The 12,311-nt window shown below is 67.0% G+C and carries 13 protein-coding genes and 1 tRNA gene; 9 read left to right on the top strand and 5 right to left on the bottom strand.

The window, feature by feature from the left end; all coding sequences use genetic code 11:
- Positions 1-3: 3 nt before the first annotated feature.
- Entirely contained in the window at positions 4-1,320 is a 1,317-nt protein-coding gene (locus MTS1_RS05500; RefSeq protein ID WP_023952167.1) for an Nramp family divalent metal transporter, read from the bottom strand.
- A 132-nt stretch (positions 1,321-1,452) separates the two neighbouring features.
- A complete protein-coding gene (locus tag MTS1_RS05495; RefSeq protein ID WP_023952166.1) occupies positions 1,453-2,388 on the bottom strand; it encodes a dihydrodipicolinate synthase family protein in 936 nt (311 codons plus the stop codon).
- 193 nt (positions 2,389-2,581) lie between these two features.
- Here MTS1_RS05495 and MTS1_RS05490 point away from each other — a divergent pair, with 193 nt between their 5' ends.
- Positions 2,582-3,601 (top strand): LacI family DNA-binding transcriptional regulator, encoded by a 1,020-nt coding sequence (locus MTS1_RS05490; RefSeq protein ID WP_023952165.1) that lies wholly within the window; start codon positions 2,582-2,584, stop codon positions 3,599-3,601.
- A gap of 35 nt (positions 3,602-3,636) precedes the next feature.
- Here MTS1_RS05490 and MTS1_RS05485 read toward each other — a convergent pair whose 3' ends face one another.
- Entirely contained in the window at positions 3,637-4,128 is a 492-nt protein-coding gene (locus MTS1_RS05485) for a YajQ family cyclic di-GMP-binding protein (RefSeq protein WP_023952164.1), read from the bottom strand.
- A 93-nt stretch (positions 4,129-4,221) separates the two neighbouring features.
- On the opposite strand from MTS1_RS05485, the gene MTS1_RS05480 reads away from it, so the two are divergent.
- Positions 4,222-5,025, top strand: coding sequence for a hypothetical protein (locus MTS1_RS05480; RefSeq protein WP_144083369.1), 804 nt, complete (start codon positions 4,222-4,224; stop codon positions 5,023-5,025).
- 24 nt (positions 5,026-5,049) lie between these two features.
- On the opposite strand, the gene MTS1_RS05475 is transcribed toward MTS1_RS05480, so the two are convergent.
- Positions 5,050-5,409 carry a hypothetical protein gene (locus MTS1_RS05475; protein ID WP_036304654.1) on the bottom strand — a complete coding sequence of 120 codons (360 nt, stop codon included), beginning with the start codon at positions 5,407-5,409 and terminating at the stop codon, positions 5,050-5,052.
- Positions 5,410-6,048: 639 nt separating this feature from the next.
- Here MTS1_RS05475 and MTS1_RS05470 point away from each other — a divergent pair.
- From MTS1_RS05470 to MTS1_RS05440, 7 genes are all read left to right on the top strand, one after another.
- Entirely contained in the window at positions 6,049-7,203 is a 1,155-nt protein-coding gene (locus tag MTS1_RS05470) for a ParA family protein (RefSeq protein ID WP_023952159.1), read from the top strand.
- Between the two features lie 41 nt (positions 7,204-7,244).
- Positions 7,245-7,781, top strand: a complete 537-nt coding sequence (locus MTS1_RS05465; protein WP_144083368.1) for a hypothetical protein — start codon at positions 7,245-7,247, stop codon at positions 7,779-7,781.
- 654 nt (positions 7,782-8,435) lie between these two features.
- Positions 8,436-8,759, top strand: coding sequence for a hypothetical protein (locus tag MTS1_RS05460; RefSeq protein ID WP_023952154.1), 324 nt, complete (start codon positions 8,436-8,438; stop codon positions 8,757-8,759).
- A gap of 123 nt (positions 8,760-8,882) precedes the next feature.
- The gene (locus MTS1_RS16680) at positions 8,883-10,019 is read left to right on the top strand and encodes a DUF2510 domain-containing protein (protein WP_023952152.1); all 1,137 of its coding nucleotides are present in this window, start codon (positions 8,883-8,885) and stop codon (positions 10,017-10,019) included.
- On the top strand, positions 10,016-11,398 hold the full coding sequence (locus tag MTS1_RS05450) for a hypothetical protein (RefSeq protein WP_023952150.1): 1,383 nt from the start codon (positions 10,016-10,018) through the stop codon (positions 11,396-11,398). The genes MTS1_RS16680 and MTS1_RS05450 overlap by 4 nt, the downstream gene beginning before the upstream one ends.
- A 61-nt stretch (positions 11,399-11,459) precedes the next feature.
- Positions 11,460-11,951, top strand: a complete 492-nt coding sequence (locus MTS1_RS05445; RefSeq protein WP_023952148.1) for an FBP domain-containing protein — start codon at positions 11,460-11,462, stop codon at positions 11,949-11,951.
- 93 nt (positions 11,952-12,044) lie between these two features.
- Positions 12,045-12,126: transfer RNA gene (locus MTS1_RS05440), tRNA-Tyr, on the top strand.
- Positions 12,127-12,191: 65 nt separating this feature from the next.
- Here MTS1_RS05440 and MTS1_RS16410 read toward each other — a convergent pair.
- Entirely contained in the window at positions 12,192-12,308 is a 117-nt protein-coding gene (locus tag MTS1_RS16410) for a SapB/AmfS family lanthipeptide (RefSeq protein ID WP_114597945.1), read from the bottom strand.
- Positions 12,309-12,311 lie beyond the last annotated feature (3 nt).

The following is a 12,311-nucleotide window of genomic DNA, read 5'->3' as shown; positions in this document are numbered from 1 at the left end:
TGCTCAGCCCGCGACGATGCTGATGAGCAATCGGATCGAGAGGGCGAGCACCGAGACGAAGCCGATGACACCCAGTACGTTCTGCCACCAGCGGTTTCGAAGCGGGCCCATGAGCGCCCGGTTGTTCGCCATGATGATGATCAGGGCGGCCAGCAAGGGAGCAAACAGCACCGTGAGGGCCTGAGCGAGCACGATCAGCTCGATCGGCGACGACCCGGCGAACGCGACGGTGATCGCGATGCCGAAGGCGAGGATGAACGCGCTGCCCAGCCGAGCGGTGATGGTTTCAGCCGATGCCCCGCGTCCGAGGGCGTCGGAGAGCAGGGTGCCGCCGGCGATGCAGTTGGGGATCATCGACGAGAACGCCGAACCGAAGAAGCCGAGCGCGAAGATCCAGGTGCCTACCGGTCCTGCAACCGGCTCGAAGATGCGCGCGAGACCGACGAAGGCTCCCGGAGCCGGGGTGCCCGTGTCGAACAGCACGGACGCGGACACGACGATGACGAGGGCGGTCATGATGCCCGGGGCGACGATGCCGGGAATCGTGTCGACGATCGTGATGTCGCGGTACTCCGATTCGGACCTTGCCCGGGCCTTGGTCCCGTACGACGCGAAGAAGGCGGCGTTGATGGAGAAGTTGGTCCCCACGAGCCCGATGATGAGCAACCAGGCTCCGTCGGGGACGACGGGAATCAGCCCGAGGCCGGCAGCGGCCCAGTCGGGGTTCGACACGAACGCCGACACGATGAAGCAGAACGCCATGATCGCGACGATGACGATCAAGGCCTTTTCGACGATGCCGTAGATGCCCTTCATGAGCAGGATGGTCGCGACGGCGACCGTGCAGATCACCGTCCACATGACGGGCGAGCTGCCCGGGATCAGCATCGCGAGCCCCACTCCCGATCCGACGGCGTTTCCCACCGAGAAGCAGAGGGCGATGAGGAAGACGCCGATGCCGGCTGCGACGCCGGTCCACCGGCCGAGGCTGTCCTTGATGGAGGAGATGAGCGAGACGGGCGTTCGGATGCCGAGCCGCACGCTCATGTCGGTCAAGAAGACCATCAGCAGCGTCGACACGATGATCACCCAGATCAGGGCGTAGCCGTATCCTGCTCCCGCGTTCATCGCGGTGGTGAGGTTTCCCGGACCGAACTGCCAGGCTCCCGCCACGAATGCGGGGCCGATCAGGGCGAGGCGACGCCAGAACGTTCGTCGCACGGGGTTCTTGCCGACGATGCTCCGCACCGTCTCGGTCGAGATCCGGCCGTGGCCGGTCGCGGGAGTGGCGGGGGGACGTGAGGTGATGCGGTCGCTCATGGAGACTCCTTCGGAGGGCGGCGGGATGCCGCGCAGTCGTCATTGACTTCGAGCCGGCGCTGCGACGCGTCGGGGAGCGGAACGGGGTGGAGGGAGGGCGGCCGGATGCGGGGTCCGGCCGCCCGTGGTGGTTTACGCGGGAACGGTGACGCTGCCGAGCTCGGCCGAGGCGAAGGCCGCGGCGATCTCGGCGTCTGCGCCGGCGGGGAGGGGCAGCAGCGGCTCCCGGACCGTCGCGTGGTCCAGGATGCCACGGTTGACCAGGCCCCACTTCAGGGCGACGGTGCCCTCCATGTGCGAGCCGCGGTGGTAGACGGCCTTCGTCACCGGGAGCAGGCGCTCGTGAATGGCGTGGGCAGCGGCGTAGTCGCGTGCCTTGCCCGCGGCGATCAGGTCGACCAGCAGCTCGGGCGCGATGTTCCCGTAGCCGACGAGCAGGCCGTCGACGTCGAACATCGTCGGCAGGAGGTACTCGTCGTGGCACGACAGGATCTGCAGGTCAGGGTACGCCGCGCGCAGTGCCGGGATCTCGGTGTACCACCGACGCATGTTCCGGACGCCGTTCTTGGTGTGGTTCACGCCCTCCTGGCCTGCGATCTCGAGCTGGGTGTCGAGGTCGTACGAAGCCTTGGTGTTGTCGGGGTACTGGAAGAGGATCTCCTCGAGCCCCGACTCCTCCCAGATCGCGCGGTAACGCGTCTGCGGCGCGCCGGGCTGGAATCCGAAGCGCAGCCAGCCGTGCGAGGGGTAGACCAGAGCGCCGCGCGCTCCGGCGGCCGCGGCATCCTTCGCCTCGAGCGCGGCGGTGGCGTTGCCCTCCTTCGTGATGCCGGCGATGATCGGCAGCCGGTCTTCGACGGAGTCGCGGAAGGCGCGGATGACGTCGAGCTGCTCCTTCTCGGTGAGGAATGTTCCCTCGCCGGCGTGGCCGAGCACGACCAGGCTCTTCACCCCCTCGATCGATCCGAGCCACGAGCCGAGCCGCGAGATGGCTGCGTAGTCGACGTCGCCGTCGACGGTGAACGGGGTGACGGGGGCGGGGTTGAGTCCGCGGAGGTCGAGGACCATGTCGTCTCCTTGGGTGAGGTCTCGTCGTCGAGATCGGGAGGTGCCGGTTGGCTGATCCCGAAACCAATAACGTTTGCGGGAACGTTTGCAGTTTGGCCCTGCTCGCCATCGATGTCAAGCGGTTCGGGAACGTTCTCGGGAAGGTTCTCGCCGCCGTGCGTGTCACGGGTAGGCTCGGCGAGGGAGGCAGGACATGGCCGAGGGCGACCGGAACATCAGACACGTCGTGACGCTCAAAGACGTGGCGACGGCCTCGGGTGTCAGCATCTCGACCGTGAGCCGCATCCTGGACGATCGCACTCCGCCCTCCCGGTCGGCGACGGCCGAACGCGTTCGCGCAATCGCCGAAGAGCTCGGCTATCGCCGCAACGTGTTCGCCTCGGGGCTCCGACGTGGCGCCACAGGCACCATCGGCGTGCTCGTGCCCAGACTCACCGACGCGGTCATGGCGCTCATGTTCGAGGCGGTCGAGCGGGCCGCGCGGCAGCGGGGCTACTTCGCCGTCGTCGCGACGTGCGGCGACGACGGTGACGAGGAGCGCCGCGCGACCGAGACCCTGCTCGACCGGAACGTCGACGGGCTCGTCCTCGCGACCGCGCGCATCGACGACTCGCTTCCGGCGTCGCTGCGCGAGCGCGGCATCCCCCACGTGCTCGCGCTGCGGACCGACGGGGTCAGCCCCGCCTCGCTCGGCGACGACGAGACCGGCGGCTATCTCGCGATGCGGCACCTGCTCGACCTCGGACATCGCGACATCGCTGTCGTCACGGGCCCCTGGTTCACCTCGAGCGGACGCGACCGGCGCAGCGGCGCGAACCGCGCTCTCGCTGAAGCCGGCGTCGACCTGCCCGAGGAGCGGGTGATGGCGGTCGGCTACGGCCTCGACCACGGGATGGAGGCCGCCGAGACGCTCCTGGGCGGTACCTCTCGTCCCACGGCGATCTTCGCGGCCAACGACAATCTCGCGATCGGAGTGCTCAGCGTCGCGCGATCCCTGGGGCTCGAGACGGGGAAGGACCTCTCGATCGTCGGGTACAACGACATCCCGCTCGTGTCACGCCTGCCCGTGCCGCTGACGTCGGTGCGGACGCCATTCGACCAGATCGCCTCGTCGGCTCTCGACATCCTGCTAGCGACCGATCCCGCGACGCCGCAGATCGTGCGCGCGCTACCGACCCTCATCCCGCGCGCGTCGACGGCCCCGCGCCGCTGAGCTGCGGTGCTGGTGGGGTCTGTCGGCGCCGAGTCTCAGCGGTAGTTGACGAACTGGAGGTCGACGTCGAGGTCGGCGGCCTTCAGCATCCGCTGCACTTCCTGCAGGTCGTCGCGCGACTTCGACTGCACGCGCAGCTCATCGCCCTGGATCTGCGACTTGATCGACTTCGGGCCCTCGTCGCGGATCATCTTGCTGATCTTCTTGGCATCCTCCGACGAGATGCCCTCCTTCAGCGTCGAGACGATGCGGTACTCGCGGCCGGAAGCGGTGGGCTCGCCCGAGTCGAGGCTCTTGAGCGAGATGCCCCGCTTGATGAGCTTCGTCTGGAAGACGTCGAGCACGGCCTTGGCGCGCTCTTCGGAGTTCGCCTTGATGAGGATCGACTCGCCCGACCACTCGATGGAGGCGTCGGTGCCCTTGAAGTCGTAGCGCTGCTCGACCTCCTTGCGGGCCTGGTTCAGCGCGTTGTCGGCCTCCTGGCGATCGATCTTGCTGACGATGTCGAAGCTGTCCATGTAACCCATATTCACGCATCTGCCGCCGGTTCGCGATCCGAACCGCCTGCGTCGGCCCCAGACGGCGGCGCTACGGCAGAATTGGGCGTCATGGGGCCGAGCATGACATATCAGGACATGAGCGGGTATTGGGGAGCGATCGCCCAGATCGTTCCCGTGCTTGCCCTCGCCCTCGTGATCGAAGCGCGATCATTTGCCCGACGATTCAGTAGGAAGCGCAACAAGGCGAAGCCGTGGGTCCGCACATTGATGGGATGGTGGCTGGGGCTGACCTGGGTACTACTAGCGACTGCCGTCCTCTTGGCGCTGCGCTCCCTCATGAAGGAACCCTCGAGCGAGATAGGGCTGTCCGGCGAGACAGACGCATGGATCGCTTTCGCGGCCCTGGTCAATGGGCTCCTGCTGGTGGTCTTTACGCCGGTCGGACCGATTGCTTCGTTCCTGATCTTGTGGGGCAGAGGGCCGAGGGTACGGCCGTGGTCGAGGGCGTACGCTGACCAGAGGCGGGCGCGCCGCGAGGTGGATGCGATAGATGACGTCCTCAGAAGGCTCCGCGCTCAGACGCTCGTCGCGGCGACAAACCGGCTGCGCTCGGCCATCCTCGCCTCACAGTTTGACCGGCAGGTCGCTCAGGTGAGCACGATTTTAGAGCGCCGAGACCTCAGCTGGGAGACGCGTGCGGAGTACCAGGCCCTGCGCCGGAAGATTCGTGAGCAAGTACGTGAGGCTGACGAACTCGCAGCCAAGGAGGCGATCATCGGGGAGGTCGAAGCGTTGGCGCAAGAGGGGGAACGAATCCGGTCAGTGATTATCGATCGGGCTCTATCTCCCGAACGCACGGAAGAAGACAAGCAAGCGCGCGCCAAGCTCGTGCGCCGGTTCTTGGCTGACGCCGCCCGGGGTTGAAGCGTCGCCGCCCTACCTCGGCTTTCAGGCGGCGACGAAGCGGCGCAGCGCGGCGTCGACGTCGTCGTCCGAGGCCGTCGAGGCCCGGAGTATGCCCGTCGCGGGGGAGAAGAGGAAGTCGGACCGCTCGACGCGGACGCGGTCCTTCGTGGCGTCCCAGGCGGCGGTCAGGCCCTCGGGGCGGCCGTGGATCGTGCGGATGATGCGGAGGACCTCGCCCGGCTCTGGCCGGGGATGACCTCTCAGACCCGGAACGCAGTTCTGCGGCGGCTGGTGGCCCGTATCGAGGTACGCCCCGCGAAGCACCACGGCGAGCGCGCGCAGCGCTGGCGTCTCGTGCCCGCGTGGGAGGCGGACGCCGACGAAACGACGAAGGCGCGGCACCCCTCGGGTCCGCGCCTTTTCGAATGACAGTTAGTTGGGCTCTATGTCGAATGAAGAGTCTGCGGCCATGAAGGTGAGTCTACATCCGCGGAATTCCGGGGATCTGACGGGCGCGAGCTGACGTAGGTGCGCAACATCGACATGGCGCCCACGCGAAGACATCCCTTCTCGATCGTCGCGCCGTGCCCGCGGCTATCGCCCGAACCCGGCGCGGAGATCAGCGAACCGCGCAACATCATCGCTGAGCTACTCAATCTGCGGGCGTGCCCTTTCGAAACCGATTCTGCTGGTTCGCTTCGGCGTCGTAGCCTCTCGGCGGTGTCGGTGTGCCTTGCCCAGAAGAGACCGCCGTCCGACAGGGCGATAGGCATCCCAGGTCGGCGTCGAACTCTCCAGCTTGGCTAAAGGCGCGAGTAGTGAGCGACGAGCCGAATGCCTCGTCGTCCCTGCGGAGTCTCTAATCGCGTTCCATCGACCGAGGTCTGAGGACTGATGATCAGTGGACGAGTGAAGTCCTCTCGAAAGACGAGCCCGTAGCGTGTGGGTCGGAGCGTCGCCTGACGTCTGCGGCCAAGCAGCACCGGGCGTATTTGAGTCAGGCCTATTGACCGGCTGCAAGTACGGTCCTAGGTTCTGACTGTGACCTTTGAAATCATTTCCGTCTTCAACCACAAGGGTGGCGTGTCGAAGACCACTACCACATTCAATCTCGCTTGGATGCTCGCGCAGAAGGGCAAGCGCGTGATCATGGTCGATGCGGACCCGCAGTGCAACCTCACGGGCTTTGTGTTGGGCCTGAACCCAGAATGGCCGGAGGACGACACCCCGACTCTCGACTTCGATGATGAGGAGAGTCGTCAGTTCGGGGTCACGCAGGAAAACGCCGAAGATTTCTGGGAGGAAAATTTCAACCGCACGCTGTTCGGCGCCCTGAAGCCAGCCTTCGACTCGGAGCCCCGCGTGCTTGAAGCTGTCGACTGCTTGCCCGTCGAGGGCCGAGAGGGCCTTTTCTTGTTGCCAGGACACCTCCGGCTCGGCGAGTACGAGGTCTCGCTGGGCATCGCGCAGGAGCTAGCGGGGTCGATGCCCGCGCTCCGCAACCTTCCCGGAGCCATGTACTTCTTGCTGCGAGAGACCGCGGAAGCGTTGAACGCTGACTATGTGATCGTGGACATGAGTCCCAGCCTTGGCGCCCTGAATCAGAATCTCGTCACCGTAAGTGACCTGCTTCTTGTGCCCACCTCTCCCGACTTCTTCTCGATCATGGCGCTTCAGTCGCTCCAGCGCGTGCTACCGAGGTGGGCTCGCTGGGCGGAGCAAGCCTCAGCGAACGAGGTGCTTCGAGACGCCTCTTACCCCTTCCCGGACCCTCGACTCAAATTCGCCGGTCTGGTGATTCAGAGGTACCGGCTCTACAGGTCACCTACGGAAGACGAACCGTACGGCACCCCCACCGGTCCGTTCAGGGCGTGGATTGATAAGGTCGCGAGCGCCTCGCAGGAGCAGTTTGTGCCTGCGCTTCACGCGGCGGGCTTAACGTTCCCGCCCGACGACTATGAGGCCGCGGGCATCCCCCCGTCCGGTGTGCTGGGTCAGGTTCAGGAGTTCAACAGCTTGCTACCAAAGTCGCAGGAGCATCACGTGCCCGTTTTTGCACTGACAGACGAGCAGCTCGGCCAAGTCGGGGTGGTCCTGGATGGGTCGCGGAGCCAAATCCGGAGCCTCACCCGCATCTTCGAGGCGATGGCGGATCGCGTAATCGCCTTGTCTGCCTCCGCTGCTAGTGCATCGTGAGCTCACAAGCGCTGCTCACGTTCCGTCGCCTGCTAAGCCAAGTGGCCGAGATCGAGGGGGTCGCCGAGGAAGTGGGCTCGTCTAAGCCTGACGTCGCCCCGATTCTGCGGCGCAGCGCGTACGTGCTCGCCGTTGCCGCGCTGGACACATACTTCCACGAGCGAAGTGCGGAGAAGCTTCGGGCCGCCGCGCTTCGAGGATCTCCAGACGATGCTCGGGTCGCCTCCTATTTGGGGTCAGTCACAGCCGCTGAGGTGGGGGGACCCGTGGGCGAGAGTTTCATCCGGATGAGGCTCACATTCAAGACTCTCGTTGCCCCCAGACGTATCGATGAAGCCGTCCTGGCCTGGGGTGACGATCCCGGCGATGTTTGGAGGGATTTTTGCTTCGCGGTGGGTTCGCGCCCAGACCGCGAGCGCCGTCAGCTGGAGTTGCTGTACGACCGCAGGAACCAGATCGCCCACGAGGGAGACTGGGATCCGGTCCAGCTGCAGTTCCGCCGGGTGCACTCCTCCCACCTTGAGGACTGTATCGAGAGGGTGACATCCGTGGCAGAGGGTTTCGACCGCCTGCTTTAGACAGAGTGGTGCGAGCCGGGAACGAGCTCAAGGACAGGGGCGCCTCCCGTCAGAAGTAGAGGCTTCACGTTCGCAGCCGCCGTCCCGTCTACGGCCGCGATTCGAATGAAATCGATAGCTCTCCATCGTGTCGAGGACGCTGTCCAGGAGCGCACGCTGTAAGTCGCTTCTGATGTCGGCGGCGCGCGCGGGCGATTGTTGAGTAGGCGGACGCGCGCCTTGAAACCATGATGAGGGAAGCCGCGATGGCATGGTCACGGCCATCGTCTCGCATCGGAGGCGATCCGGGCGGAGGCTGGTACGGTCCGTGCGCTCGTCGCCGATTAGATGCCGAATGCGAGCTTCGCGCTCGTGGCGGCTAGCTATGGCACCGCGCTGCGGCCGGGCGGGACGGCGAGCGCTGCAACATCGCGGTGCCGGCTCCCTGTCCCGGGTCGTTGAGCGGCGCGCAGCGCTCCGCGGCGACGTTGCCGGCGAACGACCACCGTCTCAGGCTGGTCCGCATAGCCAGTGCATACTCGACGCGGCTACGGACGTCTGGTGGCTTCGGCGGTCGGTCTCGGGTAAGAGAGCCCGATATCGAACGAGGAATCTGCCATGCCGCTACTCTAGCCGCGCCCGTAGCCTCGCGCCGGGGGACGCTAGGCTCGCGCCATGACGAGTGAGCCCGCCGACCGGCCCCGGCGCCGCGGCCGCGGGTGGGGAATCGCCGCGACGATCCTCGCGGGCATCGGCATCCTTCCGGTCGGTGTCGTGTTCATCCTCGGGTACACCGTGGATCCGCTCTGGGGATGGATGCTGTTCATCGCCCTGCCGATCTCGATCGCGGCAGGCGCCCTCGGCGGCGTGCTCGGCATCATCGGGCTGATCGCGGCGCGCGGTGACGGCGGGGGATACGGGTGGCCCGTGGTCGCGCTGGTCCTCGGCTGGGGGCAGGTGCTGCTGGGGACCGGATTCCTGAACGGCTGGTTCATCTGACGCCGAGGGTGTCTGTCACGACTAGCAGATCCGGCGCGGAAAAGCAGGTGTACGAGCCACTTCGCGCATGCCAATAGCATCGTCTCGAACCGGCGGTGCTCGCGGCCGGGGCAAGGGGGACGTGTGAAAAACGTGCCGGACTCTGTTCCGACCGCGCCGGCCGGCTGGCATCCCGACCCATCGGGACAGCAGCAGCTGAGGTATTGGGACGGCCAGCGATGGACCGATCACGTCTCGCCCTACCCCGTGGCGGAGCAGACGGCGCCGGATGCCGCACCGGCGGCCCCCGCTGCCGCGCCCGCGCCCAAGAACCCCGGGCAGAAGGTGATGACGCGCGCGACGTGGATCCTGCTGGCGGCCACTCTTCTCATCGTCGGCGGCGCAGCCGGGTTCGTCGGCTGGACCGTCGTCTCGGCCAACGCGGCCGCGACCTCGGAGGCGCCGGATGTCGTCGACGGCTTCCTCGCCGCCGCCACAGCCGACGAGCCCGGCTGGACGCAGTACGCCTCGCCCGGCTACATCGCGATCTCGGGGTCGGCGACGCCCCTGTTCGGCGACGCGCGCGCCGCGGAGGTGCTCGACCTCTCCATCGAGTACGACCGGCGCGGCATCCTCTATGGAACCAACGGCACCGCCGGCTACGAGTCGCCCAGCGGCGCGGACACTGCCAAAGCAGTGGTCGACATGACCTACACCTTCACCGTCGACGGCACGTCGCAGACGGCGACCTCGACCCGCGAGATCTGGCTGACCCGGCCCTACTACTACGGTGACGACGTTCCGTCGGCGTTCAAACCGGGAGAGACGCCGACCGCGATCGGGCCTTGGCGGGTGACCGGCGCGGCATCGGCGGCGGCGTACGAGGGAGAGGTCGTCGCGACGACGAGCTTCGAGCCCGCCCGACTCGATCAGGCGTGCTACACCTCCGACGTCGTGCTGTCGCAGATGTCCGAGATCGCGCGCACCGAGGGTGTGCTGGCCGCGGTCTGCCTGAGCGGCGGCACCTCGACCTCCTTCGACGACGGCATCGACATCGACGCCCTCGCCGCCGGGTTCCCCGTCGTCGGCCAGGCTGCGCCGCTGACCGATCTGATGGGGTGGCACAACGATCCCAACACTCCGGCACCCCTCGAGCAGTACCTGATCTCTTCGGGCGGGACCGACTACGTCTTCGTCCTCGCCTCGACGGGCGTCGGCGGCGAACTGACGACCGACTCCGAACGCCGCATCATCCTCATCTCGAAGGCGGAGACCCGATGACCGACACCACCCCCGCGCCGGCCACCGAGGCGCCGGAGCGGAAGCCGCGCAACCGTGCGGCGCGCACGATGCAGATCGTCATCGCCTCCCTCGGCGTCGGCGCGCTGCTGATGACCGCCGCCGCAGGTGTCGTGCTGTGGCCGCGGACGCCCGAGGCGGGGCCGACGGCCGATGTTCCGGTCGCGTGGGCTCCGTGGGCTGACAACGACCTGGCGACTCCCACCAGCGCCACGTTCGCCGAGATGAACGCCGCGATGCGCGATAAGGATCGCGAGCGGTTCCTCGCTCACGCCACGGGTGACGCGGCGACGCAGCTCGCGCTGTGGTGGGACAACTCCACCAAGATCGGGTGGGATGTCGCGGCGATCGCGCCGTCGGACTTCGACGTCGACGAGACCGGAACCATCGAGGTCATCCTCGGCGCTCAGTATGCATTCGCGGCGCAGCCGCAGCGAGGCGACGGTGACCGTGACGCCGGTCTCGACCTCATTCAGGGCTTCGCCTACACCGTCACCTTCGAGCCCGGTACCGTCCCCAGTCGGTCGTTCGATCGGTACGAAGAGACGGAACCGCCCGAGCCCGCCACGATCACATCCATCGTCCCCGCGCGCGAGCCGAACCCGTGGGACGAGGGTGAGATCCACGTGGCCAAGCGCGACCACGTCGTCCTTTTCGGGATGAGCGACGAGGCCGAGCTGGTCGATCAGAACGCGGATGCGGCCGAGCGATCGGCCGTCATCGCGCTCGACACGATCCGCGCCCTCGGCGGCGAGCCGACGCAGGACGGCTTCGTATCGGCGATCACCGACGACGATGAACGCTTCCAGCGCTGGCAGTACGGCAAGGGCACGCCGTGGGACATGGATGTCGCCGGTTACGCCCGTCCGACTCTCCGACCGCAGATCGCGCAGCGCTTCCTCGACCCCGTGATCGCGACGGGATCCGACACCTCCGGAACGCTCATCGTGATGGGCCCGGGCAGCGCGACGGGTCGCGAGCAAGTGTTCGTCCACGAGTTCGCACACGGCCTTCACTACACAGCGGCGCCCGGGTCGTTCATCGCACCGCCCGTGGCGGTCCACGAGGGTTTCGCCCGCTTCGTCGAATGGAAATCGGGTCTCGCCGATCCCGGGTACCTCCGGCCCGAGGTGAAGGCCGCCATCGCCGCGCAGGGAATGGGGGCCTTCACCGACGAGGCGCTGCGCAGCAAGGACGCGAACCTCGCGTACGACGCCGCGGGGTCGTTCTACGCCTACGCCGATGCCTATGACGGGTCGGCCTGGACGATGGCGGTGGATTCAGTCCTCGGCGGCGGATTCTTCGTCGACAGCACCGACTTCACCGAGGCCGACTGGCAGGCATGGGTGGCATCGCAGTGACCGCGGGAGGGCGTCCGCGCACGCGGCCCGCTAATGCCGTGCGCTTCGTAGGCTGGAACGCGTGCAAGCTCTGACCGAAGACCAAGTCCGCGCTTCGTTCGTCAACGCGACGGTCGACGACCGCCGGATCATGGCGATGCCGATCGACTTCATGCTGCTCGACTGGGACCACCTCGACTTCCTCGCGTGGCGGGATCCGAACTCGCGCGAGCGGGGATACGTCATCACGCAGCGCGAGGGTGCGCCGGCCGGAGTCGTCATGCGCGCGGCATCCGGAAGCTCGCGTGCGCGCTCCGCGCTCTGCAACCTCTGCCACACCATGCAGCCCGGCGACCAGGTCACCCTCTTCAGTGCGCGCAAGGCCGGGCCCGCCGGCGATGCCGGTGACACGATCGGCACGTACATCTGCGCCGACCTCGGATGTCACGACAACGTGCGGATCGCCGGACCGCTCGCGCCCAGCGAGATCCGCGCGAGCGTCGATCGCCGGATCGACGGCACGCGCCACCGCACCGAGGCCTTCGTCGAACGGGTCATCGGAGGCGACGACTGACGGCTCTCGCCGTGGTTCGGAGCACGCGGTCACAGGGGGTAATATGGGTTCTCGCGCCTCCGGTCGACTGCACAAGCCGGGCGGGTGCGCACTGGCGAGTTACCCAAGCGGCCAAAGGGATCTGACTGTAAATCAGACTGCATTGCATTCGGGGGTTCGAATCCCTCACTCGCCACATCGAGAAGGGCCCCCGCTGAGCGGGGGCCCTTCTGCTTGGCGATTCGCGTGGTTCGCGCCCGGTCAGCAGGCGGTCGACACGGTGCTCCGGCACAGGCCGATGCTCAGTGTGCTGGCCAGGACCGTGCGGTGCTCGTCCTCGCTCTTCTCGAGCGTCTGCAGCGACAGGATGAAGCCCATTTC

The sequence above is a fragment of the Microbacterium sp. TS-1 genome (genome assembly GCF_000509385.1).
Classification (GTDB): domain Bacteria; phylum Actinomycetota; class Actinomycetes; order Actinomycetales; family Microbacteriaceae; genus Microbacterium; species Microbacterium arborescens.
The sequence above is the reverse complement of the archived record's forward strand: the minus strand, read 5'-3'. Positions and strand labels throughout refer to the sequence as shown.